Origin of the sequence: Paenirhodobacter populi, from assembly GCF_004022215.1 — a bacterium.
Classification (GTDB): Bacteria; Pseudomonadota; Alphaproteobacteria; order Rhodobacterales; family Rhodobacteraceae; genus Rhodobacter; species Rhodobacter populi.
This window is the reverse complement of record NZ_SAUZ01000024.1, coordinates 16,984-42,336: the sequence shown is the minus strand read 5'-3', so window position 1 is coordinate 42,336 and position 25,353 is coordinate 16,984. Positions and strand designations below refer to the sequence as shown.

Annotated in this window: 27 protein-coding genes and 1 pseudogene; 13 read left to right on the top strand and 15 right to left on the bottom strand. The window is 63.4% G+C overall.

From position 1 onward, the window contains the following. Positions 1-64 precede the first annotated feature (64 nt). Both D2T30_RS18020 and hrcA read right to left on the bottom strand, forming a co-directional pair. Positions 65-613 (bottom strand): nucleotide exchange factor GrpE, encoded by a 549-nt coding sequence (locus tag D2T30_RS18020; protein WP_128210033.1) that lies wholly within the window; start codon positions 611-613, stop codon positions 65-67. After that, positions 610-1,674: a heat-inducible transcriptional repressor HrcA gene (hrcA, locus tag D2T30_RS18015; protein WP_128210032.1), complete on the bottom strand. Its 1,065-nt coding sequence runs from the start codon at positions 1,672-1,674 to the stop codon at positions 610-612. The genes D2T30_RS18020 and hrcA overlap by 4 nt, the downstream gene beginning before the upstream one ends. A 116-nt stretch (positions 1,675-1,790) precedes the next feature. On the opposite strand from hrcA, the gene rph reads away from it, so the two are divergent. From rph to hemW, 4 genes and pseudogenes are all read left to right on the top strand, one after another. Next, positions 1,791-2,504 (top strand): ribonuclease PH, encoded by a 714-nt coding sequence (rph, locus tag D2T30_RS18010; RefSeq protein ID WP_128210031.1) that lies wholly within the window; start codon positions 1,791-1,793, stop codon positions 2,502-2,504. Continuing rightward, a pseudogene (gene rdgB, locus D2T30_RS23400) lies at positions 2,501-3,103 on the top strand (RdgB/HAM1 family non-canonical purine NTP pyrophosphatase); the annotation flags it as partial. The gene rph and the pseudogene rdgB, both read left to right, overlap by 4 nt. Positions 3,104-3,166: 63 nt before the next feature. Then, a complete protein-coding gene (locus tag D2T30_RS23715; protein ID WP_241649019.1) occupies positions 3,167-3,481 on the top strand; it encodes a Rid family hydrolase in 315 nt (104 codons plus the stop codon). Continuing rightward, positions 3,478-4,635, top strand: coding sequence for a radical SAM family heme chaperone HemW (hemW, locus tag D2T30_RS18000; protein ID WP_128210029.1), 1,158 nt, complete (start codon positions 3,478-3,480; stop codon positions 4,633-4,635). Before D2T30_RS23715 ends, hemW begins: the two co-directional genes overlap by 4 nt. Positions 4,636-4,638: 3 nt before the next feature. Here the strand turns inward: hemW and D2T30_RS17995 are convergent, their stop codons facing one another. The 7 genes from D2T30_RS17995 to D2T30_RS17965 form a co-directional block, all read right to left on the bottom strand. Further along, on the bottom strand, positions 4,639-5,526 hold the full coding sequence (locus tag D2T30_RS17995; RefSeq protein ID WP_128210028.1) for a ParB/RepB/Spo0J family partition protein: 888 nt from the start codon (positions 5,524-5,526) through the stop codon (positions 4,639-4,641). A 3-nt stretch (positions 5,527-5,529) separates the two neighbouring features. Next, on the bottom strand, positions 5,530-6,342 hold the full coding sequence (locus tag D2T30_RS17990) for a ParA family protein (RefSeq protein WP_128210027.1): 813 nt from the start codon (positions 6,340-6,342) through the stop codon (positions 5,530-5,532). Beyond that, positions 6,335-6,958, bottom strand: a complete 624-nt coding sequence (gene rsmG, locus D2T30_RS17985; RefSeq protein WP_128210026.1) for a 16S rRNA (guanine(527)-N(7))-methyltransferase RsmG — start codon at positions 6,956-6,958, stop codon at positions 6,335-6,337. The genes D2T30_RS17990 and rsmG overlap by 8 nt, the downstream gene beginning before the upstream one ends. Continuing rightward, positions 6,955-8,826 carry a tRNA uridine-5-carboxymethylaminomethyl(34) synthesis enzyme MnmG gene (mnmG, locus tag D2T30_RS17980; protein ID WP_241651327.1) on the bottom strand — a complete coding sequence of 624 codons (1,872 nt, stop codon included), beginning with the start codon at positions 8,824-8,826 and terminating at the stop codon, positions 6,955-6,957. Before mnmG ends, rsmG begins: the two co-directional genes overlap by 4 nt. Positions 8,827-8,829: 3 nt before the next feature. Further along, positions 8,830-10,113: a tRNA uridine-5-carboxymethylaminomethyl(34) synthesis GTPase MnmE gene (gene mnmE / locus D2T30_RS17975; protein ID WP_128210024.1), complete on the bottom strand. Its 1,284-nt coding sequence runs from the start codon at positions 10,111-10,113 to the stop codon at positions 8,830-8,832. A gap of 15 nt (positions 10,114-10,128) precedes the next feature. After that, complete coding sequence (gene rho / locus D2T30_RS17970; protein WP_128180034.1) at positions 10,129-11,406, bottom strand: transcription termination factor Rho; 1,278 nt, start codon at positions 11,404-11,406, stop codon at positions 10,129-10,131. A gap of 135 nt (positions 11,407-11,541) precedes the next feature. Beyond that, positions 11,542-12,006 (bottom strand): CopD family protein, encoded by a 465-nt coding sequence (locus D2T30_RS17965; RefSeq protein ID WP_128210023.1) that lies wholly within the window; start codon positions 12,004-12,006, stop codon positions 11,542-11,544. A gap of 391 nt (positions 12,007-12,397) precedes the next feature. On the opposite strand from D2T30_RS17965, the gene D2T30_RS17960 reads away from it, so the two are divergent. Genes D2T30_RS17960 through dnaQ form a run of 4 tightly spaced genes read left to right on the top strand, consistent with a single transcriptional unit; the run spans position 12,398 to position 15,111 of the window. Continuing rightward, complete coding sequence (locus D2T30_RS17960; protein WP_128180038.1) at positions 12,398-13,000, top strand: Maf family protein; 603 nt, start codon at positions 12,398-12,400, stop codon at positions 12,998-13,000. Next, on the top strand, positions 12,997-13,833 hold the full coding sequence (locus D2T30_RS17955; RefSeq protein ID WP_128210022.1) for a shikimate dehydrogenase: 837 nt from the start codon (positions 12,997-12,999) through the stop codon (positions 13,831-13,833). The genes D2T30_RS17960 and D2T30_RS17955 overlap by 4 nt, the downstream gene beginning before the upstream one ends. Next, the gene (coaE, locus tag D2T30_RS17950) at positions 13,830-14,426 is read left to right on the top strand and encodes a dephospho-CoA kinase (RefSeq protein WP_128210021.1); all 597 of its coding nucleotides are present in this window, start codon (positions 13,830-13,832) and stop codon (positions 14,424-14,426) included. The genes D2T30_RS17955 and coaE overlap by 4 nt, the downstream gene beginning before the upstream one ends. Beyond that, positions 14,419-15,111: a DNA polymerase III subunit epsilon gene (dnaQ, locus tag D2T30_RS17945; protein ID WP_128210020.1), complete on the top strand. Its 693-nt coding sequence runs from the start codon at positions 14,419-14,421 to the stop codon at positions 15,109-15,111. The genes coaE and dnaQ overlap by 8 nt, the downstream gene beginning before the upstream one ends. Before the next feature lie 12 nt (positions 15,112-15,123). On the opposite strand, the gene D2T30_RS17940 is transcribed toward dnaQ, so the two are convergent. The 6 genes from D2T30_RS17940 to rsfS form a co-directional block, all read right to left on the bottom strand. Continuing rightward, complete coding sequence (locus D2T30_RS17940) at positions 15,124-15,612, bottom strand: RNA pyrophosphohydrolase (protein WP_128210019.1); 489 nt, start codon at positions 15,610-15,612, stop codon at positions 15,124-15,126. A gap of 46 nt (positions 15,613-15,658) precedes the next feature. Next, positions 15,659-17,041, bottom strand: a complete 1,383-nt coding sequence (locus D2T30_RS17935) for a S41 family peptidase (RefSeq protein WP_128180048.1) — start codon at positions 17,039-17,041, stop codon at positions 15,659-15,661. Positions 17,042-17,050: 9 nt separating this feature from the next. Continuing rightward, on the bottom strand, positions 17,051-18,184 hold the full coding sequence (locus D2T30_RS17930; protein ID WP_128210018.1) for a murein hydrolase activator EnvC family protein: 1,134 nt from the start codon (positions 18,182-18,184) through the stop codon (positions 17,051-17,053). An 8-nt stretch (positions 18,185-18,192) separates the two neighbouring features. Continuing rightward, a complete protein-coding gene (gpmI, locus tag D2T30_RS17925) occupies positions 18,193-19,713 on the bottom strand; it encodes a 2,3-bisphosphoglycerate-independent phosphoglycerate mutase (RefSeq protein WP_128210017.1) in 1,521 nt (506 codons plus the stop codon). Between the two features lie 257 nt (positions 19,714-19,970). Continuing rightward, a complete protein-coding gene (gene rlmH / locus D2T30_RS17920) occupies positions 19,971-20,438 on the bottom strand; it encodes a 23S rRNA (pseudouridine(1915)-N(3))-methyltransferase RlmH (protein WP_128210016.1) in 468 nt (155 codons plus the stop codon). A 9-nt stretch (positions 20,439-20,447) separates the two neighbouring features. Then, on the bottom strand, positions 20,448-20,807 hold the full coding sequence (gene rsfS / locus D2T30_RS17915; protein WP_128180056.1) for a ribosome silencing factor: 360 nt from the start codon (positions 20,805-20,807) through the stop codon (positions 20,448-20,450). Positions 20,808-21,201: 394 nt separating this feature from the next. Between rsfS and D2T30_RS17910 the strand changes: the two genes are divergently transcribed. From D2T30_RS17910 to D2T30_RS17890, 5 genes are all read left to right on the top strand, one after another. After that, positions 21,202-21,387 carry a hypothetical protein gene (locus D2T30_RS17910; protein WP_128210015.1) on the top strand — a complete coding sequence of 62 codons (186 nt, stop codon included), beginning with the start codon at positions 21,202-21,204 and terminating at the stop codon, positions 21,385-21,387. Between the two features lie 92 nt (positions 21,388-21,479). Next, positions 21,480-22,889, top strand: a complete 1,410-nt coding sequence (gene leuC / locus D2T30_RS17905; RefSeq protein ID WP_128210014.1) for a 3-isopropylmalate dehydratase large subunit — start codon at positions 21,480-21,482, stop codon at positions 22,887-22,889. Between the two features lie 48 nt (positions 22,890-22,937). Next, the gene (locus tag D2T30_RS17900; protein WP_128210013.1) at positions 22,938-23,462 is read left to right on the top strand and encodes an HdeD family acid-resistance protein; all 525 of its coding nucleotides are present in this window, start codon (positions 22,938-22,940) and stop codon (positions 23,460-23,462) included. After that, positions 23,462-24,067: a 3-isopropylmalate dehydratase small subunit gene (leuD, locus tag D2T30_RS17895; RefSeq protein WP_128210012.1), complete on the top strand. Its 606-nt coding sequence runs from the start codon at positions 23,462-23,464 to the stop codon at positions 24,065-24,067. Before D2T30_RS17900 ends, leuD begins: the two co-directional genes overlap by 1 nt. A gap of 68 nt (positions 24,068-24,135) precedes the next feature. Beyond that, entirely contained in the window at positions 24,136-25,185 is a 1,050-nt protein-coding gene (locus D2T30_RS17890; RefSeq protein WP_164884354.1) for an endonuclease/exonuclease/phosphatase family protein, read from the top strand. Positions 25,186-25,353 lie beyond the last annotated feature (168 nt).

Sequence of the window (25,353 nt, the reverse complement as noted above, 5' to 3'; positions counted from 1 at the left end):
ATCCCGGGGGAATCCTTGCGGCTTTGCCGCAAGGATGGGGGCAGCGCCCCCCGCCCGCCATCGGTCAGCTTTTCGGTGTGGAACTCACGCCGACCTTCGCCGGACGCAGCAGCCGGTCATGCAGCATGAAGCCGTTGTCCATCACCTGAATGATGTCGCCCGCCTTGGTGCCGGGAACCGGCGCCTCGAACATCGCCTCGTGATGCTGCGGATCGAAACGGTCGCCGACCACGGGCGTGATGGCGACGATGCCGTGGCGCTTGAAGACGTTCAGCAGTTCGCGCTGCGTCAGTTCCACGCCCTCGATCAGCGCGGGGGCCGCGGCGCGCACATCCTCGCCCGCCGCATCCAGCGCGCGGTTCAGCGCGTCGAACACCGGCAGCATGTCGCGCGCCAGTTTCGAGCCACCGTAGTTTTCCGCCTCGCGGCGGTCGCGGTCGGCGCGCTTGCGGGCATTCTCGGCATCCGCCAGCGCCCGCATGAACCGATCCCTGAATTCATCCCGCTCGGCGCGCAGCGTTTCCAGTTCACCGCTTTCGTCCACCGAATCTTCGGCCAGCGGTTCGTTCAGTTGCTCCTGATCTTCGAGCATCTCGTCTTTCTTTTCACTCATGGTCCTACCCTTTTGCCGGACAGAACGCGCCCGACAAGCTGCGCCGTGAAATCCACGATCGGCACGATGCGTCCGTAGTTGAGCCGTGTCGGCCCGATAACCCCTATCGCCCCGATGATCTTGCGTTCAGCGTTCATATAGGGAGAGACGACGACAGAGGAACCCGAAAGTGAAAAAAGCTTGTTCTCCGAGCCGATAAAAATGCGCACACCGTCGCCTTTCTCGGTCAGATCGAGGAATTCGGCGATGTCGCGCTTGCGTTCCAGATCGTCGAACAGGCTGCGGACCCGGTCGATATCGCCCTCGGCATCCAGAAGGTTCGACTGGCCGCGCACGATCAGCCGTTCATAGGACTCGCCCTTGTCGGCCCATTGCGCCAGACCGCTTTCGACCAGCGCCGAGGCGAGCGTATCCAGTTCCTGCCGGCGCGAGGCGATCTCGGCCGTGATCTGCTTGCGCAGGTCGGCGAGCGTCAGCCCCTCGGCCAGTGCGTTGAGGAAATTCGCCGCCTCGCGCATCGAGGACGGCGTCTGCCCCGGCGGCGGAGTGAATACGCGATTTTCGACCTGTCCGTCAGCAAAGACCAGCACCACCAGCGCCCTGTCAGGCCCGAGCGAGACGAATTCGATATGCCGGATCGCCGCTTCGTGTTTCGGCGCCAGAACGATGCTCGCCCCATGCGTCAGCCCCGACAGCGCGCCGCTGACCCGATCGAGCAGCGAGCCGACATCCGGGTCGCTTTCGCCCAGTGTCGCCTCCAGCGCCTGTCGGTCCCGGGCGTGAAGCTCGCTCATCTCCATGAAGCCGTCGACGAAGATCCGCAGGCCCAGCTGCGTCGGAACCCGTCCGGCGGAAACATGCGGGCTGCCCAGAAGCCCCATGTATTCAAGGTCCTGCATCACATTGCGGATCGTCGCGGCGGACAGCTTTTCGCTGAACTGCCGGGTCAGGGTGCGCGATCCGACCGGATCCCCGGTTTCCAGATAGCCCTCGACCACCCGGCGAAAGACTTCACGCGAGCGTTCATTGAGGTCGGACAGCAATCTGGTCTGGTCGTCCATCACGTTCTTCATTGCCAGCATTAAAGCCCAAGACACGATCAGGTCAATCGTGCCTTCGGGCTTGCATCGCGGCCTTCCTCGCCTCAAATGAGGCAAACTCTTCGAAAGGAACGATCATGCGCCCTTCTGGCAGGAATCTAGGCGAAATCCGCACGATTTCAATCGAGACCGGCATCACCAGACATGCGGAGGGATCCTGCCTGATCAAGGTCGGCGACACCCATGTGCTGTGCACCGCCACGCTTGAGGAAAAGGCGCCCTCTTTCCTGAAGGGCACCGGGCTCGGCTGGGTCACGGCGGAATACGGCATGCTGCCGCGCGCCACCAATTCCCGCACCCGGCGCGAAGCCGCGGTGGGCAAGCAATCCGGCCGAACGCAGGAAATCCAGCGGCTGATCGGGCGGTCCTTGCGGGCCGGCGTTGACCGCTCGGCGCTTGGCGAACGGCAGATCGTCGTCGATTGCGACGTGATTCAGGCGGATGGCGGGACGCGCTGCGCCTCGATCACCGGGGGCTGGGTGGCGCTGCGTCTGGCGGTGAACAAGCTGCTGAAGGCCGGCGTGATCTCCTCGGACCCGATCCTCGACCACGTGGCGGCGATTTCCTGCGGCATCTACGCCGGGCAGGCGGTGGCCGATCTGGACTATGCCGAGGACAGCGAGGCCGGCGTTGACGGCAATTTCATCCTGACCGGCGCGGGCAAGCTGGTCGAGGTGCAGATGTCAGCCGAGGGCGCGACCTTCACCCGAGACCAGATGAACCAGTTGCTGGATCTGGCCGAAGCGGGGATCGCCAAACTCGTCGCCGCGCAGAAGGAAGCCGTGGCATGAGGAAGTTCACCGGCAAGACGCTGCTCTTCGCGACGCATAACGCGGGCAAGGTCGAAGAGATGCGGGCGCTGCTGGCGCCCTACGGGATCGAGGTGAAGTCGAACGCCGATTTCAATCTGCCGGAACCCGAGGAAACAGGCACTACTTTTGCCGAAAACGCCCGGATCAAGGCCCATGCGGCGGCGCAGGCGACCGGCCTGCCGGCGCTGTCGGACGACAGCGGGATCGAGGTCGACGCCCTTGGCGGTGCCCCGGGGGTCTATACCGCCGACTGGGCCGAAACGCCGAACGGGCGCGATTTCACCATGGCGATGACCAAGACCTGGACCGAATGCGAAAAGATCGCGGCGCCGTTTCCGCGCACCGCCCGGTTCCGCTCGACGCTGGTTCTGGCCTGGCCCGATGGGCATGACGAGATCTTCGACGGCAAGGTGGAGGGCCAGCTCGTCTGGCCGATGCGCGGCACGCATGGGCATGGCTATGACCCGATGTTCCAGCCCGACGGTTACGACATCACCTTTGGCGAGATGGAACCAGCGGAAAAGAACCGGATCAGCCACCGCGCCAATGCCTTCCGCAAGCTGGTGACCTGCTTTGGCGGGCGCAGGAATGTGTCCAGCGGCTCGCCCTATGAGCCGAAGCTGGGCTATTCGCGGGCCGTAATGCAGGGCGACTGGTGCTTTGTCGCCGGGACCACGGGCGCGGATCCGGTGACAAGAACCTTCCCCGACAGCGTTCTGGATCAGGCCCGCAACGCGCTGGCGACCATTCGGGGCGTGCTGGAGGCGCAGGGCTTCAGCCTGTCCGACGTGGTGCGGGCGAATTACGTGATCACCGATCCGTCCTATGTCGAGGCGATCATTCCTGCCCTGTCGGAGACCTTCGGCGAGATTCGCCCGGCGGCGATGATGATCGTGGCAGGGCTGGTGAATCCGGCGATGAAAATCGAAATCGAAGTCACGGCGCTGCGCGGATGACCGAGGATTGGCGGCACGGAGGGTTCGGCCTTTACCTCCACTGGCCCTTCTGTGCCGCCAAATGCCCTTATTGCGACTTCAACAGTCATGTCTCGGCGGCGATTGACCAACGCCGCTGGCAGGCCGCCTATCTGGCCGAGATCGACAGGGTTGCGGCGGAGGTGCCCGACCGTATCCTGAACACCGTATTCTTCGGCGGCGGGACACCTTCGCTGATGGAGCCGGAATTGGTCAGCGCCATTCTGGACCGTATCCGCGCCCGCTGGCGGTTGTCGAACGATCTGGAAGTGACGCTGGAAGCGAACCCCACCAGTATCGAATCCGGCCGGTTCAGAGCCTATTCCGAGGCCGGGGTGAACCGGATTTCCATGGGAATGCAGGCGCTGAACGACACCGACCTGCGTCGCCTTGGCCGGATGCACACCGCTGCCGAGGGGCGCCGGGCCTTTGACATCGCGCGGACGCATTTCCAGCGGGTGAGCTTCGATCTGATCTATGCCCGGCAGGAGCAGGATCTTGCCGCATGGGAGGCGGAGCTGCGCGAGGCGATCGGCATGGCGGTGGATCACTTCTCCCTTTATCAACTGACGATCGAGGAAGGCACAGCCTTTGGCCGCCGCGCGGCGATCGGCAAACTGCCCGGTCTGCCGGACGAGGATCTGGGCGCGGATATGTATCTGCGCACGCAGGAAATTTGCGACAGCGCCGGCCTGCACGCCTATGAGGTGTCGAACCACGCCCGCGAAGGCGCGGAATGCCGGCACAATGAGGTCTACTGGCGTTATGGCGATTATGCCGGTATCGGCCCCGGTGCGCATGGACGGTTGACGCTTGCCGGCCAGCGCCACGCCACGACAACGCCGAAGGCACCGGGAGCATGGCTGGAGATGGTCGAGCGGGACAGATGCGGGGAGCTGCCGCGCGAAGCCCTGCCCCGTGACGAACAGGCGATCGAATTTCTGCTGTTCGGGCTGCGACTGGCCGAAGGGATCGATCCGCTGCGGTATCGCGCCCTTTCCGGCCGCGATCTGCCGCAGGACAAGATCCGCGATCTGCAGGAATTGGGCCTGATTAGTGACGATTCCGGTCGGATTCGTGCGACCGCCGAGGGCCGCGCCGTGCTGAATGGTGTGATCCGCGAGCTGATGCCCTGAGCTTCAGTGACTGCTGAGAAGCTGGCACAGGCGGTCAAGTTCATCCAGATCGGCGTAGGAAATCACCAACTGCCCGCTTTGTGCCGATTTAGGCATGATCGAGACCTTGAGACCGACAGCGGCGCTCAGATCGTTTTCCAGCGCGACGGTATCAGCATCCTTGTTGCGCGTGGGAGCGGGGTTGGATTTTGCGCCGGTCTCGCGGGGCTTCTGCGCCAGACGTTCGACCTCGCGCACCGAAAGCCCGCGCGAAACAGCCTCGCGCGCAAGACGGATAGGGTCTGCCGAAGTGATCATCGCCCGCGCATGACCCGCCGTCAGCTTGCCGTCGCGCAGAAAATCCTGAACTTCGTCAGGGAGTTGCAGCAGACGAAGCTGGTTTGCGATATGGCTGCGGCTTTTTGAAAGCGCTTCGGCCAGTTTTTCCTGCGTATGGCCGAAACGGTCCATGAGCTGGCGATAGCTGAGCGCCTCTTCCAGCGGGTTCAGATCGGCGCGCTGGATGTTTTCGATGATGGCGACTTCGAGAACCTCGGTATCGCTCAGATCGCGAACGATGGCCGGAAGTTCGTGCAATTGCGCGATTTGCGCGGCGCGCCAGCGGCGTTCGCCGGCAACGATTTCGTAATGGCCATCTTTGTGCGGATGCTTGCGAACGATCAGCGGCTGGATGACGCCCTTTTCGCGGATCGAGGCCGCAAGTTCATCGAGCGCCTCCGGGTCGAAGGTGCGGCGCGGCTGGTCCGGATTGGGCTCGATCATCTCGATCGGAAGATGGGTTTCCGGCCTGCGCGGCGCCGCATCGACATCCGCCGGGGTCAGATAGGCATCCGCCATCAGGGCCGAGAGGCCCCGGCCCAATCCGCGACGTTCCGGCTTTTTGTCGTTCATCTTTTATCCCTTCGTCTGCGCCGCATGATGGGCAAGGAATTCGCGCGCCAAGGCCCGATAGGCTTCGGCCCCGCGCGAGGAGGAATCGTAGCTCAGAACCGGCATCGCATAGGACGGCGCCTCGGATACGCGGACATTGCGCGGAATCATCGTCCGGAATACCAGTTCGCCCAGGGTCGCGCGGGCATCTGCCTCGACCTGTTGCGAAAGGTTGTTGCGCACATCATACATTGTCAGCACGATTCCGTCGATCCGCAGGTCCGGATTGGCGGATTGGCGAACCTCGCGCACCGTCAGCATCAGTTGCGACAGACCTTCGAGCGCAAAGAACTCCGCCTGCAACGGCACAAGCACCGAATCGGCCGCAACCATCGCATTGACCGTCAACTGGTTGAGGGACGGCGGACAATCTATCAAGATATAGTCTACATCAAGGTCATCGACCAAAGGCTGGCGGAGCGAATCGTGCAGCAGAAAGCTGCGCTTTTCGTTCGAAACCAGCTCCATATCTGCCGAGGACAGATCGGTGGTCGCCGGACAGATCATCAAACCGTCAATCGCAGTCTTCTGAATGACCGAGGCAAGCGGCACAGCATCTATCAGCAGGTCATAGCTGGTGAAATCGCGGCTGTCCGGCTCAATCCCCAGTCCGGTCGACGCATTTCCCTGCGGGTCCAGATCGACGAGAATCACGCGCTTACCGTGTTCGATCAGCGCCGCGGCCAGGTTGATCGCCGTCGTGGTCTTGCCCACCCCACCCTTCTGGTTGGTGACCGCGACAATTCTGGATCGCCTTTGACGCAGCGGATCAGACATGGACGGGCTCTTTCATCTTCAGGATCACGGCGTCTTTGTCGGTAAGGCTTGGAAACTGTTCATGGGAGAATGACCAGTTTTTCGCGGCCTCGGCAAGCTCATCCCGCCACCGGATGCCTTTTGGGAAAAGACAAATGCCATCCTTCGCAAGATGTCGCGCAGCATATCCCAGAAGGTCCGACAGCGGCGCCAAGGCCCGGGCGCTGAGAATGTCGCAATTGGCTGGCGGCAGTGCCTCGATCCGATCGGCTTTGACGGTCACCTTGAGGCCGAGCTTCACGGCGGCCGTCGTCAGAAATGCCGCCTTTCGGCGATCGCTCTCAACCAGCATAACCGATAGGTCCGGACGTTTCTCCGCCGCCAGAATGGCCACGATCAGCCCCGGAAATCCCCCGCCACTGCCAATATCCATCCAAAGGCCACTCCGTCCCTCTGACAGATCGAAAATCTGAGCGGAATCAAGGAAGTGACGGCTCCAGATTTGCCTGATCGTATGCGGCGAGACCAGATTGATCGCCCCATTCCATTTGATCAGGAGCTGTTCAAACCCCTCAAGACGCTCCAATGTTTCACGTGAAACATCCACGGATTTCAGAAATTCGGCCTTTTCGCTCATGCGATCGCAGCCCGCCTACCCTGCCGCAGCCGCGCAAGAATCAGCGCGAGCGCCGCGGGCGTCATTCCGTCAATCCGTCCCGCCTGAGCCAATGTCTGCGGTCGCGCCCGGCCAAGCTTGAGCTTCAGCTCGTTCGACAAGCCCGAAAGCGCGGAGTAATCGAAATCGTCCGGAATCACCCAATCCTCATCACGCTTGAGCGCGGCGATATCGTTTTCCTGCCGGATGATATAATGCGCATAGAGTGCGTCCCGCGCAAGTTGCTCACCGATTTTCGGATCCATCGCCCCAAGTTCAGGGATAACGGCCGCGAGTTGGCTGAAATCGATATCAGGGAAGGACAAAAGCGAATAGGCGCTCCTTTTAGCGCCATCCTGATTGACCCGCAGACCCCGCAACGCGGCTTCTTTCGGCGTCAGAACGATCGACGCGAGAAGATCCTTGCCCGCGGAAAGCCTCTCCATCTTGTCGGAAAAGCTCCGCCGCCGTTCCTCCCCAACGCATCCAAGCGCGAGTCCCACGCCCGTCAGGCGCTGGTCCGCGTTATCTGCGCGCAGAGAAAGCCGGAACTCCGCACGCGATGTGAACATCCGGTAGGGTTCGGACACGCCACGGGTCACCAGATCGTCGATCATGACCCCGATATAGCTGCTGGTCCGGCTGAAGATCATCGGATCGCGCGATTGAACGCACAGCGCCGCATTCAGGCCGGCAACAAGCCCCTGAGCGGCGGCTTCTTCATACCCGGTCGTGCCATTGATCTGGCCCGCCAGATACAGACCCGGCAGGTCGCGCAACTCCAACGTCGGCTTCAATGCGCGCGGATCGACGAAATCATATTCAATCGCATAGCCCGGCTGCAGGATCCGGACATTTTCAAGACCACGAATCGACCGGATATAGCGTTCCTGCACATCCTCGGGCAGCGAAGTCGAAACCCCGTTGGGGTAAATGGTATCGTCATCCAGCCCCTCGGGCTCCAGAAAGACCTGATGCGCATTCTTATCCGCGAAGCGGACAACCTTGTCCTCGATCGACGGGCAATAGCGCGGCCCGACGCCCGAAATATGCCCACCATACATTGCCGAACGATTAAGGTTTTCTCGGATGATGTCGTGCGTCTGTTCGTTCGTGTGCGTGATTCCGCAGGAAACCTGCCTGACGAATGGCTTGTCATGCAGAAAGCTGAACATTTCCGGATCGTCGTCACCAGGCTGGCTATCCAGGATATCCCAGCGAATCGTCTTCCCATCCAGACGCGGCGGGGTGCCGGTCTTGAGCCGCCCCAGTGGCAAGGATAGATCGCGCAACCGGGCCGCCAGTGCAACCGACGGCTGATCTCCAATTCGCCCGCCCGGCTTCTGCCGGTCGCCGATATGGATCACACCATTCAGGAAGGTCCCCGTCGTCAGCACAATGCCACCCGCCGCCAGCTGACTGCCATCGGCCAGGATAACGCCTGAAACCTTTCCTTCGGTCACGATCAGATCCGCGACCTCACCCTCAATCACCGTCAGGTGTGGTTGATCGTCGGTCAGTTTTTGCATCGCTTCGCGATAAAGCTTGCGGTCTGCCTGAGTCCGGGGTCCCTGCACCGCCGGTCCCTTGCGGCGATTCAACAGCCGGAACTGGATCCCGGCAAAATCCGCCGCACGGCCCATCACGCCATCCAGCGCATCGATTTCCCGAACCAGATGCCCCTTACCCAGCCCACCGATCGCCGGATTGCAGGACATCACCCCGATTGCATCGCGACGCAAGGTGACCAGCGCCGTTTCCGCACCCATACGGGCCGAGCCATGCGCCGCCTCGGTCCCGGCATGACCGCCGCCGACAACGATGACGTCAAAATGTTTCACGTGAAACACTCCTCACTTCCCGATGCAAAAACTCGCAAAAATCTCGTCAAGAAGATGTTCGACATCCACATGTCCGACAAGAGCTTCCAGCGCCCGCAGAGCCTGCCTTAGCGATTCCGCCGCCAGTTCTGCCCTCTCGGTGCCGCGCAATACCTCATTCCGCGCCGAATCCAAAGCATCAAATGCGCGTGACAGGGCGGCGCGATGACGTTCCCGACTCATGACACCGGCACCTGCCGCGCGATTGGCCAGTATTGCCGTCACTTCAGCGATCAGCCGATCAAGCCCCTCGCCCGTCTTTCCGGAAATCGCAAAGCCATCCACTGACCGCAAATCCGCCTTGCCAAACACGATCAGATCATCCGGCTTGGGCGCAATCATCGGCACATCCGCATCATCCAGAAGAAAAATCCGCAGATCCGCACCCTGCGCGCGCTGAACAGCGCGCTCGACCCCAATCGCTTCCACCACATCAGCGGTCTCACGCAGGCCCGCCGTATCCAGAAGCGTCACCGCGAGACCGCCAAGATCCATCCGCACCTCGATCACATCGCGGGTCGTGCCCGCGATTTCCGAGGTGATAGCCGCTTCCCGTCCCGCCAACATATTGAGAAGTGTGGATTTTCCGGCATTCGGACGGCCCACGATCGCGACTTCGAATCCTTCGCGAATGCGTTCTGCCGCGCCGCTGCGATCCATTTCCCACCGAAGATCGCGGCGCAGATCGTCGATCAATTCAATCACTTCCGGCGTCACATCGACCGGAACATCCTCATCCACGAAATCAATCGTCGCTTCAAGCAATGCCGCGGCCCGCACCAGCTTTGCCCGCCAGCCCTCGACCATCGTTCCGACCGCCCCGGAAAGAACGGCAAGTGCTTGTTTTCGTTGTGATTCTGTTTCGGACTCAATCAGATCCGACAGGCCCTCGACCTGCGCAAGATCCAGCCGGCCATTTTCCAGCGCGCGCCGGGTGAATTCCCCCGGTTCCGCCAGCCGCAGCCCCTCCATCCCCGAAAGCGCACGCAGAACGGCGGTCACCGTCGCCATGGCACCATGCAGATGCAGCTCGGCGACCTCTTCCCCCGTGAAACTCGCACCTTCCGCGAAGCAGATCACCACCGCCTCGTCCAGCGTCTCCCCGTCCAGCCGCAGATGCCGCAGGCCGGCGACGCGCGGCTCCGGCAGGCGCCCCGCCAGACGGCCAGCCGCCTCCCACGCCAGCGCCCCGGAGATACGAATAACGGCGACGCCCGCCTTTCCGCGGGCCGTCGCCAGGGCAAAGATCGTCTCCATTTGCCCCTCCGGGCGTCAGCCGTTCATGGAATCGAAGAATTCCGCGTTGGATTTCGTCTGTTTCAGCTTGGAAATCAGGAATTCGATCGCATCCGTGGTGCCCATCGGGTTCAGAATGCGGCGCAGCAGATAGGTCTTCTGCAAGTCCTTGGAATCGACCAGCAATTCCTCTTTCCGCGTGCCGGATTTGAGGATGTCCATCGCCGGGAAGACACGCTTGTCCGCCACCTTGCGGTCGAGCACGATTTCCGAGTTGCCGGTGCCCTTGAATTCTTCAAAGATCACCTCGTCCATCCGCGATCCGGTGTCGATCAGCGCGGTGGCGATGATGGTCAGCGAGCCGCCTTCCTCGATATTCCGCGCGGCACCGAAGAAGCGCTTCGGCCGTTGCAGCGCATTTGCGTCCACACCGCCGGTCAGCACCTTGCCGGACGACGGCACGACGGTGTTGTAGGCCCGCCCGAGCCGCGTGATCGAGTCGAGCAAAATCACCACGTCGCGCTTGTGCTCAACCAGCCGCTTGGCCTTCTCGATCACCATCTCCGCAACCGCCACGTGGCGCGAAGCCGGCTCGTCGAAGGTCGAGGAAATCACCTCGCCCCGCACCGAGCGCTGCATGTCGGTCACTTCCTCGGGCCGCTCGTCGATCAGCAGCACGATCAGATAGCATTCCGGGTGGTTGCGTTCGATCGAATGGGCGATGTTCTGCAACAGGACCGTCTTACCCGTGCGCGGCGGCGCCACGATCAGCGACCGCTGCCCCTTCCCGATCGGCGACACAAGGTCGATGATCCGCGCCGATTTATCCTTCAGCGTCGGATCCTCGATCTCCATCTTCAGCCGTTCGTCGGGATACAGCGGCGTGAGGTTGTCGAAGGCCACCTTGTGGCGCGCGCGCTCCGGCTCCTCGAAGTTGATCCGTTCGACGGCGGTCAGCGCGAAATAGCGTTCGTTCTCGCCCGGCGCGCGGATGATTCCCTCGACCGTATCGCCGGTGCGCAGCGAATATTGCCGGATCATCTCGGGGCTGACGTAGATGTCATCGGGACCGGGGAGGTAGTTCGCCTCGGTCGAACGCAGGAAGCCGAAACCGTCCTGAAGAACCTCAAGAACGCCGTCGCCGCCGATCTCGACGCCATCCTCGGCATGTTCCTTGAGGATCGAGAACATCATCTCGCCCTTGCGCATGGTCGAGGCGTTCTCGATTTCCCAGTCTTCGGCCATCGCCAGCAGGTCTTTCGGGCTTTTCGCCTTCAGATCCGCAAGATTCAACCGTTCCGTTTCCGTGCTCATCGCATACCCGTCTGCAAAGGGGCGCCTGCCCCGATGGGCGGCGCTGCGTCATGTCATTTGGTGCTGAAACCTTTCGGTCGGACGACCGGGGCTGACCTTGCAGATAAGACCGCAACCGCCACGAGTCAACGCCTGTCAGAATTTCACGATCACGGCGATGACGATGACGATCATCAGAACCGTCGGTATTTCGTTCATCATCCGCCACTGGCGGCCACTCAGCCGGTTCTCCCCTTCGGCAAAGCCTCTGCGTGCCCGCGCCAGCCCCATGTGGAACGCCGTCATCGCGATCACCCCCGCCGCCTTCGCCCAGGGCCAGGCGGCCGTCCAGTCCACCACACCGGGCGTTGCAACCAGCAGCAGCCCGAAAACCCAGCTGGCGATCATCGCCGGATTCATGATCGCCCGCAGCAGCAGCCTTTCCTGATGGCGAAACAGCAGATCCATCTCGGATCCCGGCGCCACGCCGCGCTTTTTCAGGCCTTCCACATGATAAACGTACAGCCTCGGCAGGTAGAACAGCCCCGCCATCCACGCGATCACGGAAATCACATGCAGGGCTTTCACCCAAGGATAGTGGATCAAAAGGAAGTCGGTCATCGCACCTCCGGGGCCGGACAACTTCTTAAAGATAAATATTTAAAAGAAAAGATGATGATGATGTAAGGCCTGTGGATGGTGGGGATAAATCACTTTTCAACAGATTGTTCCCGGCGTGGACAAAATCCGGCCTTCCCGTCGCATGGGCTGTGGATTTCACGGTTTCGGCCATGATTTCAAAATCTTGCGAAAACGAAAACTGTGGATAGTTTCGCGGGAATCCCGTTTCGTTCTGTGGGCGGCCAGAGTCATGCACATCTTGCCGGAGTCCCTGCCAACAGCTGGAAAAACGCTCTTCGTTCCGCTACAAAACGGCGTCGGTCGGTGGGAAACAATCTGTCCCCAGTGCGATCCACATCGCCCGCCCCTGAGTCCTCCCGGAGTTTTCCACATGGCTGAACCGGACATTCTGCTTGCCTCAAGCTCGGAAATCCGCGCGAAACTGCTGCGCGATGCCGGTCTGTCGCTGCGGGTGGAACCTGCCCGCATCGATGAAGAGATGATCCGCGACGCGCTTCTGGCCGAGGGTGCCAATCCCCGCGACGTGGCCGATACGCTCGCCGAAATGAAGGCGGCCAAGGTCTCCGCCCGCAATCCCGGAGTCATGACGCTGGGGGCCGATCAGGTGCTGGAGCTGAAAGGCCGGATATTTTCCAAACCCGAGACGCCCGAGCAGGCGGTGGAACATCTGCACGCGCTTTCGGGCCGCACGCACCGGCTGCTGTCGGCGGCGGTGGTGTTCCGCGACGGCACGCCGATCTGGCGGCATGTGGGTGAGGTGCGGCTGACGATGCACCGGCTGTCGGACGGGTTCGTTCAGGATTATGTCAACCAGAACTGGGAGAACATCCGCTGGTCCGTCGGTTGCTACCGGCTCGAGGCCGAAGGCGTGCGGTTGTTTTCCGCCGTCGAGGGGGATTACTTCTCTGTCCTCGGGTTGCCGCTGCTGCCCTTCCTCAACTGGCTCCATATCCGGGGAGATATCAGAACATGACCGCGCATCCCGCCATCCCGCTGGCCGGAGTCATCGGCAATCCGATCGGCCATTCGCTGTCACCGGCGGTGCATGGCTTCTGGCTGCGCCGTTACGGTATTCGCGCTCACTATATCCCCATGCAGATCGCGCCCGAGGATCTGGCCGAGGTTTTGCGCGCTCTGCCCAAGGCCGGTTTCGTCGGCTGCAACGTCACCATTCCGCATAAGGAGGCGGTCTTCGCCCTTGCCGATGCGGTGACGGACCGGGCCGCCCGGATCGGTGCGGCGAATACCCTGACATTTCAGCCGGATGGCACGATCCACGCGGACAATACCGATGGCTACGGCTTCATCGCCAACCTGCATGCCGGCGCGCCGCTCTGGCGCGCCGACGCGGGGCCGGCGGCGGTTCTGGGGGCGGGCGGCGCGGCGCGGGCGATCGTCGCCTCTCTGCTCGACGCTGGAGTGCCGGAGTTGCGCATCGCCAACCGCACCCGCGCCCGGGCCGAGGCCTTGCAGGCTGAATTCGGCGACCGGATCCGGGTTCATGACTGGGCCGCGGTGGGCGCAATGCTGGCCGATGTGGCGACGCTGGTGAATACATCGTCGCTCGGCATGGGCGGCGGCGGTGATCGCGTGCCGATGGCGGCGCTGCCCCCGGATGCGGTGGTGACGGATTGCGTCTATACGCCGCTGATCACCCCGTTTCTGGCCGATGCGGCGGCGCGGGGCTGCACGGTGGTCGACGGCCTTGGCATGCTGCTGCATCAGGCCGTGCCGGGGTTCGAACGCTGGTTTGGCCGCACGCCCGAGGTCACGCCCGAACTGCGCCAGACGGTGCTGGGTCAATGACCCGCCCGTTCCTGCTGGGCCTGACCGGCTCGATCGGTATGGGCAAGTCCACCACCGCGCAGATGTTCGCGGATGAAGGCATCCCCGTCTGGGATGCCGATGCCACGGTCCATGCACTCTACGCACGGGGCGGTGCGGCGGTGGCGCCCATTGCCGCCGCCTTCCCTGAGGCGGTGCTGGATGGCGCCGTTGACCGCAGCCGCCTGCGCACCGCGTTGGCGGCGCAGGAAGGCGCCCTCGCCCGGCTCGAATCCATCGTCCACCCGCTGACCACCGCCGCGCGCCAGGCTTTCATCGCGGCCCATGCCGATGCCGATCTGATCCTTCTGGATATCCCGCTGCTCTATGAAACCGGCGCGGATGCGGAATGTGATGCCGTTCTGGTCGTCACCGCCGCGCCCGAGGTGCAACGAGACCGGGTGCTCGCGCGGGGCACGATGACGGGCGAACAGTTCGACCTGATCCTGTCGCGCCAGATGCCCGATGCCCGCAAGCGCACCCTTGCGCATCATGTGATCGAGACGCACAGTCTGGACGAAACCCGCGCCGCCGTGCGCGATCTGATCCGCACCATCAGGAGCCGCCATGCGTGAAATCGTCCTCGATACGGAAACCACCGGCTTTGAACCCGGCGAGGGCGACCGGATCGTCGAAATCGGCGCGGTGGAGCTGTTCAACCACGTGCCGACGGGCCGCACCTATCACCAATATATCAACCCCGAACGCGACATGCCGACCGAGGCCTTCAACGTCCACGGGCTGAGCGCCGAATTCCTCTCCGACAAGCCCGTCTTTGCCGCGATCGCACAGGATTTTCTGGATTTCATCGGCGCGGATTCCAAACTGGTGATCCACAACGCCAGCTTCGACATGAAATTCCTGAACGCCGAGCTGAGCTGGGTGAAAAAGCCGCTGATCGCCGATGACCGGGCGGTCGACACGCTGATGATGGCGCGGCGCAAGTTTCCGGGCTCGCCCGCCTCGCTCGACGCCCTGTGCCGGCGGTTCAACATCGACAATTCGTCGCGGACGCTGCACGGCGCGCTGCTCGACTCGGAAATCCTTGCCGATGTCTATCTGGAACTGATCGGCGGCCGTCAGCCCGTCTTCGGCCTGACGATCGAGCCCGCGCGCAACCGCACCACCGCGATCAGCGAGGAATGGCGCCCGCGGCCCCGGCCCGTCCCCCTGCCCCCGCGCCTTACCGAAGAAGAGGCGCAGGCGCATGAGGCATTCGTGGCCAAACTCGGCGAAAACGCGATCTGGCTCAGGTCCTGATCGCGCGACCCGTCACCACTTCAGGTAGTCCTTGAACTCGGTGAAGACCTGCGCATAGACGGCGCGCTTGAACGGCACGATGCCCGTCAGGATCTCTTCCGGCGATTTCCACGCCCAGACGGAAAATTCCGGAATCTTGGTCTGGATGTTCACATCGCTGTCTCCGCCCAGAAAGCGGAACAGGAACCATTTCTGCTTCTGGCCCTTGTATTTGCCCTTCCAGACCTTGCCCAAAAGCTCGTCCGGCAGGTCGTAGGTCAGCCATTCATGGGTCTTGGCGACCTTCTCGACCAGATTGGCGGTGACGCCGGTTTCTTCCCACAGTTCGCGCAGCGCGGCTTCCTTGGGCTTTTCACCCTCGTCGATCCCGCCTTGCGGCATCTGCCAGGCGGGGACCGGGTTGTCGATCCGCTGCCCGGCGAAGATCAGGCCATCCTTGTTCATCAAAACCACGCCCGCGCAGGGGCGATAGGGCAATGCGTGCAGATCCTTGGCGGTCATTTTCGTCTTCCGTGAAATAAGGGGGCCCGAAGGCCCCCGCTTGAAATCAGTTCGCGCTTTTCTGTTCGGGGACAGGCACCGCCGCGGTATTCGTCGGAACGTCCTGACCCAGAACGACCATCCCCTTGAGAATGTCGATCGCATAGGCAAGCTGGTAATCGTCCTGCCGAAGTTTTGCCGCCGCCTCGGCCTTTTCCTGATCCGCCTTGTATTGCTGCTTCTCTTCCTCGGTCATCGAGTCGTTCGACAGCACGCCGCGCAGATCGGCTTCCGAGCGGGTCTGCGCCGCCGCCTTGTCCTGATCCTCCTCGTTCGCCGGAACGGGATCGGGCTGTTGCACCACGATGTCGGGCGCGATGCCAAGCGCCTGGATCGAGCGGCCCGACGGCGTGTAATACCGCGCCGTGGTCAGCCGCATCGCGCCTTCGCCCTTGATCGGGATGACCGTCTGGACCGAGCCCTTGCCAAAGCTCTTGGTGCCGACGACGACCGCGCGGTGATGGTCCTGCAACGCCCCGGTGACGATTTCCGAAGCCGAGGCCGACCCGCCGTTGATCAGCACGACCATCGGCTTGCCCTCGGCCAGATCTCCGGGGGTGGCGTTCCAGCGTTCGCTGTCTTCCGGGTTGCGGCCACGGGTCGAGACGATCTCCCCCTTGTCGAGGAAGGCGTCCGATACCTCGATCGCCTGATTCAGCAGCCCGCCCGGGTTGTTGCGCAGGTCGATGACGATGCCGTTCACCTTGTCCATGCCGCCCGCATCCTGCACCGCCTTGGCAAGGTTTTCCTTCAGGTTGGGGAAGGTCTGGTCGTTGAAGGTGGTGATCCGCAGCACGACGGTATTGCCTTCGACCCGGCCCCGGACGGCGGTCATCTTGATCGTGTCGCGGGTCATGGTGACGTCGAAGGGTTCCTGCTGCCCCTGCCGGACGATGGTCACGGTGATCTCGCTGCCGACCGGGCCGCGCATCTTGTCCACCGCCTGATCCAGCGACAGGCCCATCAGGCTTTCGCCGTTGACCTGCGTGATGAAGTCGCCCGACTGGATCCCGGCCTGATCGGCCGGGGTGCCGTCCATCGGCGAGACGACCTTGATCGCGCCGTCTTCCTGCGTGACCTCGATCCCCAGCCCGCCGAACGAGCCGCGCGTCTGCACCTTCATGTTGTCGTAGTCGTCGGGGGGCATGTAGCTCGAATGCGGATCGAGCGAGGTGAGCATGCCGTTGATCGCGGCTTCGATCAGCTTCTTGTCGTCGACCTTTTCGACATAGCCCGCGCGGATGCGTTCAAACACATCCCCGAACAGGTCGAGCTGTTCATAGACCGAAGCGGGCTTTTCCGCGCCCTGGGCCAGCAGCGGCGCCACCTGCGTGGAAATCACCGCTCCGGCAACGGTGCCGCAGATCGCGGCCATGACGAATTTTTTCATTGCCAACCTTCAGTCTTTCGTCTGGATGAACCACTCGGCGGGGTCCACGGGCGTCTTGCCCTTCCTAAGTTCCATATAAAGCGTTTCGGTCCGGTCGGCGCTACCGCCTTTCAGCGCCGCGCGAACGAATTCCGCCCCGAATTCCTGTGCTGCCGGTTCCGCACCACTCATCAGACCCACGGGTGCCCCCGCGGCAAGCACGTCCCCGACTTCACCATAGACGGTCCCGAGCCCGGCAAGAACCAGAAGATACCCCCTCGCGGGCTCCAGAATCATCACATTTCCGTAGTCGAGCAGCGGACCGCGGTAGCGGATGGTCGCGGGCCAGGGTGCCGTGACCAGCGCCGAGGGCGCCGTCGCGACCACCAGACCGGGCCGCCGGATCCCCGCCGCATCGGCTTCGTTGAACTTGCGCAGCACCTTGCCCAGCACCGGCATCGGCAGGCTGCCCTTCGCCCCGTCGAAATCCGCCAGCGGCGGGCCGATGTCGCTGTCGATCCCCGCCATGCCTGTGGCGAATTCGTCCAGCGTCTTGGCGCTGTCGACAAGGCTGCGCAGTTCCTCGGGGTCTTCCAGATAGCGGCGCGGCAGGTCGGTGCGTTCCGAAATCGCCTGACTCAACGCGGTCCGCGCCGCCTGAACCGAGGCGAGCCCCTCTTCCAGCACCTGTTCCGCATTGCCCTGAACCGCCCGCAGCGCGGCGATTTCCTCCAGCGAGGCGCGCATCTTTTCCGCCTCGTCCTGCAAGGCCGGCGCGATGGAGCCCATCACCATCCCCGACCGCGCCGAGCCAAGCGCCCCCGCCGGATGCAGCAGCAACAGCGGCCCCTCGGATTGCTGCATCGTGCTCATCATGCCCAGAAGGCGGCCGAGTTCCGCCCGCTTGCGGCTGAAACCGGCCTCGATCTCCTGCTCGCGGATGGCGGCGCGGCGCAGCCCGCCGCGCAGCGCGGACAGCCCCTCTTCATAGGCGGTGATCGTCGTGGTCAGGGCGGCGATGCGATCCGATCGCGTCTGCGCCGCGTTCAGCGCGGAAACGGCCTCGCGCAGACCCGCCGCCGCGCTCAGCGCGGCATCGGTCGAAGAATCCGCCATCGCCGCCGTTGCCGAGGCGATCAGACAGGCCAGCAGGGCAGCGCGCATGCCTTGCCTCAGCGCCGGATCAGCGTCTTGCCGGTCATCTCGGGCGGGACGGGCAGTTGCATCAGGTCCAGAAGCGTCGGTGCCAGATCGGCCAGCCGTCCGTCGCGCAACGTGACGCCCTCGGGCCCGCCGACCAGCGCCACGGGCACAAGGTTGGTCGTATGCGCGGTATGCGGCTTGCCGGTTTCCGGGTCGATCATGGTTTCGCAATTGCCGTGGTCGGCGGTGATGATCATCGCCCCGCCCGCCTGTTTCAGCGCCGCCAGAACCCGGCCGATGTCGCGGTCGATTTCCTCGCAGGCGGCGATGGCGGCGGGCAGGCTGCCGGTATGGCCCACCATGTCGGGGTTGGCATAGTTCACCACGATCAGGTCGTAGCCCTTCTCGATCGCGCCGACGAACTGATCCGTCACCTCCGGGGCGCTCATTTCCGGTTGCAGGTCATAGGTCGCCACTTTCGGCGATTTCGGCATGAAGCGATCCTCGCCCGTCCACGGCTCCTCGCGCCCGCCATTCAGGAAGAAGGTCACATGGGGATATTTCTCGGTCTCGGCGCAATGGAACTGCGTCAGACCCTGTTTCGAGACCCATTCGCCAAGCGTGTTGACCAGATCGCGTTTCGGATAGGCGGTGGCCATATAGGCGTTGTGGCCCGAGGAATATTCGACCATGCCCAGCATCGCCGACCATTCCGGCCGGGCGGAGGTGTCCAGCTCTCCAAAACCCGGCTCTGCCAGCGCGCGCAGGATTTCCCGCGCCCGGTCGGCGCGGAAGTTGAGGCAGAAGAACCCGTCGCCATCCTTTGTGCCCGCATAATCGCCGATGACGGTGGGCTGGATGAATTCGTCCATTTCCTTCAGCGCATAGGATTGCGCCACCGCTTCGGCGGGCGTGGCGGCGTGCAGCCCCTCACCCTTCACGATCGCGTCATAGGCGCGGCCCACCCGTTCCCAGCGGTTGTCGCGGTCCATCGCCCAGTAGCGGCCGATGACCGTGCCGATGGTCGCTCCTTCCGGCAGGCGGGCGGCAAAATCGTCGATGAAAGCGGCGGAGGAATCCGGCGCCACGTCGCGCCCGTCGGTGATCGCATGAACGACGACCGGCACCCCTGCCCCGGCGATCATCCGGCACGCCGCCAGCACATGCTCGATATGCCCATGCACCCCGCCGTTCGAGATCACGCCCATCAGATGCGCCCGCCCGCCCGCGGTCTTCACCGCGTCGATGAAGGAAAGGATCGCCTCGTTCTCGAAGAAGGATCCATCCTCGATCGCCAGATCGATCTGTCCCAGATCCATCGCCACCACCCGGCCCGCGCCGATATTGGTGTGCCCGACCTCGGAATTGCCCATCTGCCCGGTCGGCAGGCCGACATCCGGGCCAAAGGTGATCAGCGTCGATTTCGGGCAGGTCGTCCAGATCCTGTCGAGGTTCGGTGTATTCGCCTGAGCGGGGGCATTGCCCTCGGTCTCGGCACGTTCGCCCCAGCCGTCAAGAATGCACAGGACAACGGGTTTCGGACGGGTCATCGCAGCCTCCACGGAATTATCGCCCCCGTCTTACGCCGCTACGCGCGATGCGGCAACAGCACTAAGGCCCCCGCGTCCGCATATCCCGGTGAACGCATGGCTGGGCGCTCCGAAGGGCGCTTCAAAACCGCCCCATCGGATGATCTCTTTCATCTTTCCTTAAATATCCCGGGGGTGAATTTGCCGTAAGGCAAAGAGGGGGCTGGCCCCCTGCCGACCTGTCCACGCAGGCCAAAGACCGCGGTTCTGAAGCCGCTCTAGACCCGGTGATAGGGCGTCCCGGCCAAAATCTGCCCCGCCCGGTAAAGCTGTTCCGCCAGCATCACCCGCACCAGCATATGCGGCCAGACCATGCGCCCGAAGCTCAGCGACCAGTCGGCCCTGGCGCGCAGGCCGGGCGCAATGCCGTCCGCCCCGCCGATGACAAAGGCCACATCGCGTGCGCCATCGCGCCATCCGCCCAGCTTCGCCGCGAATTCGGGCGAGGAGACCAGATCCCCCCGCTCGTCCAGCGTCACCAGAACCGATCCGGCGGGAATGGCGCGTTCCAGCAGAACCGCCTCCGCCTCCATGCCAAGGTTCTTCTTGTCCTCGACCTCGATGATCGAGGCCTGCCCAAAGCCGATCGCGCGACCGCCCTTGTTGAAACGGTCGAGGTAATCCCCGGCCAGCGCCTGTTCAGGACCCTTGCGCAGCCGGCCGACCGCGCAGACCGTCACTTTCATCCGTCAGCCTCAGACCCGACCGCCCGCCGGCAGCCACATCTTTTCAAGCTGGTAGAACTCCCGGACCTCGGGGCGGAACACATGGACGATCACGTCCTGCGTGTCGATCAGCACCCAGTCGCCCTGATCCTTGCCCTCGATCTTGCTCTGCCGGCCGAAATCCTCTTTCAGCCGCTCGGTGAGCTTTTCGGCGATCGCCCCCACCTGCCGCGAGGACCGCCCCGAACAGATCACCATGTAATCCGCGATCGAGGACCGGCCCCGAAGGTCGATGGTGACCACATCCTCGGCCTTGTCGTCGTCAAGAGAGGTCAGGACGCGCTCCAGAATCTGGTCACTCGTCACTTCGGCACCCGCAAGATCGCTCATCGGGGCCGCCTTTGCATCCCTGTCCGTGGATGCGAGAGAAATATGAGACAGGACATTGTCCTCCGAAGGTTCGCGCGCCGCCTCCGCCCCCGGCGCGGGGGATGTTGAAAATGTAGCATTGCGGGGGCCAAATCTCAACCAAGCCCGCAAAGGATCACGCCCCCTGCGCGACCGGACGCCGATTGTCAACCCTTGGCAGCACCGGAACACCCCGAGTATCCCGTCTTCTGCCTTCATTCTTCCCTAAATATCCCGGGGGTGAGCGCGCATGCGCGAGGGGGCTGGCCCCCTTTCCTGCTTTCCGCCCGCGTTCCGTGATTTCGGGGATTCCCGGACCCAACGTCGCCAAGGGGGCGCTGCCCCCTCGGCCTTCGGCCTCACCCCCGGGATATTTATGGAAAAACGACGGCAGAAAAACCGCCACAATCTTAGGTCAGCCCCCCTGACCCGAGATTTTCTTGCGGGAATCCGCGCGCCGGCGTATATCGCCCGGATGATCGTGGTGTTCGACATAACCGAACGCGTCCGCCTGAGCGAACGCTTCACCGGCGAAAGCCGCTCCGCCCTCGCGCGACTTTGATGTCCGCGGGGCAGCCCTGCCCCATGCCTTTCCCTGCCCCGCCGCGCCCGCGTGGGGAATGATCATATCCAGAGCCATCGAGAGAGAGAGCCATGTCCGCTCCGAAAACGCTGTATGACAAGATCTGGGATGCCCATGTCGTCTCCGAAGACGACGACGGCACCTGTCTGCTGTATATCGACCGCCATCTGGTCCATGAAGTGACCAGCCCGCAGGCGTTCGAGGGCCTGCGCATGGCGGGCCGCAAGGTGCATGCGCCCGACAAGACGATCGCGGTGCCAGACCACAACGTGCCCACGACCGAGGGCCGCGAGACCCATATCGAGAACGAGGAATCCCGGATCCAGGTCGAGGCTCTCGACCGCAACGCCCGGGAATTCGGCGTGCATTACTATCCGGTGACCGACATCCGTCAGGGCATCGTGCATATCGTCGGCCCGGAACAGGGCTGGACCCTGCCCGGCATGACGGTCGTGTGCGGCGACAGCCACACCGCCACGCATGGCGCCTTTGGCGCGCTGGCACATGGGATCGGCACCTCCGAGGTGGAACATGTTCTGGCCACCCAGACGCTGATCCAGAAGAAATCCAAGAACATGAAGGTGGAAATCACCGGCAGGCTGCGCCCCGGCGTGACGGCGAAGGACATCACCCTTGCCGTCATCGGCAAGACCGGCACGGCGGGCGGCACCGGCTATGTCATCGAATATTGCGGCGAGGCGATCCGGTCGCTGAGCATGGAAGGCCGCATGACCGTGTGCAACATGGCGATCGAGGGCGGCGCCCGCGCCGGGCTGATCGCGCCGGACGAAACTACCTTTGAGTATGTGAAGGGCCGCCCGCATGCGCCCAAGGCCGCGCAATGGGAAGCGGCTGTGAATTGGTGGAAGACGCTCTTCACCGACGAAGGCGCGCATTTCGACAAGGTCGTCACGCTCCGCGGCGAGGATATCGAGCCGGTCGTCACTTGGGGCACCTCGCCCGAGGACGTGCTGCCGATCACCGCCACCGTCCCCGCCCCCGAGGATTTCCACGGCGGCAAGATCGAGGCGGCGCGCCGCTCGCTCGAATACATGGACCTGAAGCCGGGCACCCGGCTGACCGATATCCGCATCGACGCGGTGTTCATCGGCTCCTGCACCAACGGCCGGATCGAGGATCTGCGCGCCGCCGCCGAAATCCTGCGTGGCCGCAAGGTGGCCGAGGGCGTGCGCGCGATGATCGTGCCGGGCTCGGGCCTCGTGCGGATGCAGGCCGAGGAAGAGGGTCTGGCGCAGATCTTCATCGAGGCGGGCTGCGAATGGCGGCTGGCGGGTTGCTCCATGTGCCTCGCCATGAACCCCGACCAATTGGCGCCGGGGGAACGCTGCGCCTCGACCTCGAACCGCAATTTCGAGGGCCGGCAGGGCCGCAACGGGCGCACCCACCTCGTCAGCCCGGCAATGGCCGCGGCGGCCGCGGTGACCGGACATCTGACCGACGTGCGGGAATTGGTGGCGTGACGCGGCTTTCACGCTAAGTTGAAGGCAAACAATCGCAGGAGTCGCATCATGAAGGGCACCACCGTTCTTGTCGTTTCAGGCATTCTCGCACTCGTGGGCGGGTTTGCGGCGCTGATCTTTCCGCTTCCCGCCTCGCTGGCGGTGACGGTGCTGGTCGGCTGGGCATTCCTGATTTCCGGCGTGCTGGGCCTCTGGGCGGCATTTTCCGACAAGGAGATGTCGCACCGGGGCTGGGCCGGGTTCTTCAGCCTGCTCGATGTGATCGTCGGCGTCTGGATGCTGGCCAATCCGCTTGCCGGCATGGTGTCGCTGACGCTGGTGGTGGGGGCGCTGTTCTTCGCCTCGGGTCTGACGCGGCTGTTCCTCGCCTTTTCCAACTTCCGCGGCACGGACATGTTCTGGCTGATGCTGCTGTCGGGTCTGATCTCGACCGGGCTTGGCCTGTTCATCCTCGTCAAGCTGCCTGCCGCCAGCCTCGTCATCCTGGGCACGCTGGTCGCGATCGAGCTGATCGTGATCGGCACCACGCTTTTGTCGATGGGCATCGCCCTCAAGAAACACGGAAAATTCTGATGGATAAATTCACCCAACTGACCGGGATCGCGGCGCCCATGCCGCTGGTCAATATCGACACCGACATGATCATCCCGAAGCAGTTCCTCAAGACGATCAAGCGGTCGGGTCTGGGCGTCCATGCCTTTGACGAGATGCGCTATGACGACAACGGCGCGGAAAAACCGGATTTCGTGCTGAACAAGCCGCAATACCGCAAGGCCGAGATCATCGTCGCGGGCGACAATTTCGGCTGCGGATCGTCGCGCGAACATGCGCCCTGGGCGCTGGCGGATTTCGGCATCAAGGCGGTCATCTCGACCTCCTTCGCCGATATCTTCTACAACAACTGCTTCAAGAACGGCATGCTGCCGATCAGGCTGCCGCAGGAACAGGTCGACATCCTGATGAAGGATGCCGAGCGCGGCGCCAATGCGCGGATGACGATCGACCTCGAAAAGGAGGAGATCACCACCTCGGACGGTGAGGTGATCCGCTTCGACATCGATCCGTTCAAGAAGCACTGTCTGCTGAACGGGCTCGACGATATCGGGCTGACGATGAAGAAGGCGCCCAAGATCGACAGTTACGAACAGGCGCTGGCGCAGTCGCGCCCCTGGGTCTGAAAGCTGGGCCGCCCTCGGGCGGCCCTTTTCATGTTGTGTTTCGCCGGATTCCGGGCTTCCGTTCCTCCATGATCGGGACGAAACGGATATTCTGCTGGCTGTTGCCGCTTTGCGCGGCCGTCCTGCCCGTTCAGGCGGAAACCCTCCGCATCGCAACCTATGACCCATCCCTGACCCGCGACGGGCCGGGGCTGCTGCTGCGCGATCTGACGGCGGGCAGGGACAGGCAGATCGACGCCGTGGTGGCGGTGATCGCCGGGGTTTCGCCCGATATCCTGCTGCTGACCGGCTTCGATTGGGACCTGCAAGGCGCCGCCCTGCGCGCGTTTCAGGCACGCCTTGCCGACGCCGGAGCGGATTACGATCACCTTTATGCGCCGCGGCCGAATACGGGAATGGCGACAGGCCTTGATCTCGACGGCGACGGCCGCAAGGGCGGGCCGCGCGACGCACAGGGTTACGGCCTGTTTTCCGGCGCGGACGGGATGGCGCTGCTGTCGCGCCTGCCGATCCGGACCGGGGAGGCGCGCGACTTCTCCGCCTTTCTCTGGAACGATCTGCCGGATTCTCTCATTGACGGCGCGGATCTGACGCCCGAGGCCCGCGCCCTGCAACGGCTTTCGACCACGGCGCATTGGGATGTGCCGGTCACGCTGCCCGATGGCAGCACGCTTAGCCTCCGGTCCTTCGCCGCCACGCCGCCGGTCTTCGATGGGCCCGAGGATCGCAACGGCCGCCGCAATCATGACGAAACCGCCTTCTGGCTGCGCTATCAGGAGGGACGCCTGCCGGTCGCCCCACACCCGGGACCCTTCATCGTGCTGGGCTATATCGGCCTGGATCCGGCGAAGGGGGAGGGCAGGCGCCCCGCCTTGCAACAGCTCATGGCCCGCATGACCGACCCGCTTCCAGAATGGATCGACCACTCAGGCGATCGATCGTCGGATACCGCGGATTACGGCGATTCCGTCGGTCGTTTGCGGGTGGATTACGTGCTGCCCTCATCCGATCTGACCATCACCGGATCGGGCGTCTACTGGCCCGCGGGCGCCGAAGGCGAAACCGCCGCGCGCGCCTCGCGCCATCGGCTCGTCTGGGTCGATGTGGCCCTGCCCTGACGAACCGGCCCCGCAGCCAAGCGCGCTTCCCCGGTCTCCGGGCTTTTCATCTTTCCGAAAATATCCCGGGGGTGAGCCCGGAACGGGCGAGGGGGCTGGCCCCCTTGCTTCCTCTCCGTGAACCGCACAGCGCCGCGCTTGACCCACGCCGCCCCTTTGGCTAGGCCA

Excerpts from the sequence above, each read along its gene's own strand:
- D2T30_RS18020 (WP_128210033.1), bottom strand. The coding sequence starts at position 613 with ATGAGTGAAAAGAAAGACGAGATGCTCGAAGATCAGGAGCAACTGAAC.
- hrcA (WP_128210032.1), bottom strand. The coding sequence starts at position 1,674 with ATGGACGACCAGACCAGATTGCTGTCCGACCTCAATGAACGCTCGCGT.
- rph (WP_128210031.1), top strand. The coding sequence starts at position 1,791 with ATGCGCCCTTCTGGCAGGAATCTAGGCGAAATCCGCACGATTTCAATC.
- D2T30_RS23715 (WP_241649019.1), top strand. The coding sequence starts at position 3,167 with ATGCAGGGCGACTGGTGCTTTGTCGCCGGGACCACGGGCGCGGATCCG.
- hemW (WP_128210029.1), top strand. The coding sequence starts at position 3,478 with ATGACCGAGGATTGGCGGCACGGAGGGTTCGGCCTTTACCTCCACTGG.
- D2T30_RS17995 (WP_128210028.1), bottom strand. The coding sequence starts at position 5,526 with ATGAACGACAAAAAGCCGGAACGTCGCGGATTGGGCCGGGGCCTCTCG.
- D2T30_RS17990 (WP_128210027.1), bottom strand. The coding sequence starts at position 6,342 with ATGTCTGATCCGCTGCGTCAAAGGCGATCCAGAATTGTCGCGGTCACC.
- rsmG (WP_128210026.1), bottom strand. The coding sequence starts at position 6,958 with ATGAGCGAAAAGGCCGAATTTCTGAAATCCGTGGATGTTTCACGTGAA.
- mnmE (WP_128210024.1), bottom strand. The coding sequence starts at position 10,113 with ATGGAGACGATCTTTGCCCTGGCGACGGCCCGCGGAAAGGCGGGCGTC.
- rho (WP_128180034.1), bottom strand. The coding sequence starts at position 11,406 with ATGAGCACGGAAACGGAACGGTTGAATCTTGCGGATCTGAAGGCGAAA.
- D2T30_RS17965 (WP_128210023.1), bottom strand. The coding sequence starts at position 12,006 with ATGACCGACTTCCTTTTGATCCACTATCCTTGGGTGAAAGCCCTGCAT.
- D2T30_RS17960 (WP_128180038.1), top strand. The coding sequence starts at position 12,398 with ATGGCTGAACCGGACATTCTGCTTGCCTCAAGCTCGGAAATCCGCGCG.
- D2T30_RS17955 (WP_128210022.1), top strand. The coding sequence starts at position 12,997 with ATGACCGCGCATCCCGCCATCCCGCTGGCCGGAGTCATCGGCAATCCG.
- coaE (WP_128210021.1), top strand. The coding sequence starts at position 13,830 with ATGACCCGCCCGTTCCTGCTGGGCCTGACCGGCTCGATCGGTATGGGC.
- dnaQ (WP_128210020.1), top strand. The coding sequence starts at position 14,419 with ATGCGTGAAATCGTCCTCGATACGGAAACCACCGGCTTTGAACCCGGC.
- D2T30_RS17940 (WP_128210019.1), bottom strand. The coding sequence starts at position 15,612 with ATGACCGCCAAGGATCTGCACGCATTGCCCTATCGCCCCTGCGCGGGC.
- D2T30_RS17935 (WP_128180048.1), bottom strand. The coding sequence starts at position 17,041 with ATGAAAAAATTCGTCATGGCCGCGATCTGCGGCACCGTTGCCGGAGCG.
- D2T30_RS17930 (WP_128210018.1), bottom strand. The coding sequence starts at position 18,184 with ATGCGCGCTGCCCTGCTGGCCTGTCTGATCGCCTCGGCAACGGCGGCG.
- gpmI (WP_128210017.1), bottom strand. The coding sequence starts at position 19,713 with ATGACCCGTCCGAAACCCGTTGTCCTGTGCATTCTTGACGGCTGGGGC.
- rlmH (WP_128210016.1), bottom strand. The coding sequence starts at position 20,438 with ATGAAAGTGACGGTCTGCGCGGTCGGCCGGCTGCGCAAGGGTCCTGAA.
- rsfS (WP_128180056.1), bottom strand. The coding sequence starts at position 20,807 with ATGAGCGATCTTGCGGGTGCCGAAGTGACGAGTGACCAGATTCTGGAG.
- D2T30_RS17910 (WP_128210015.1), top strand. The coding sequence starts at position 21,202 with ATGGAAAAACGACGGCAGAAAAACCGCCACAATCTTAGGTCAGCCCCC.
- leuC (WP_128210014.1), top strand. The coding sequence starts at position 21,480 with ATGTCCGCTCCGAAAACGCTGTATGACAAGATCTGGGATGCCCATGTC.
- D2T30_RS17900 (WP_128210013.1), top strand. The coding sequence starts at position 22,938 with ATGAAGGGCACCACCGTTCTTGTCGTTTCAGGCATTCTCGCACTCGTG.
- leuD (WP_128210012.1), top strand. The coding sequence starts at position 23,462 with ATGGATAAATTCACCCAACTGACCGGGATCGCGGCGCCCATGCCGCTG.
- D2T30_RS17890 (WP_164884354.1), top strand. The coding sequence starts at position 24,136 with ATGATCGGGACGAAACGGATATTCTGCTGGCTGTTGCCGCTTTGCGCG.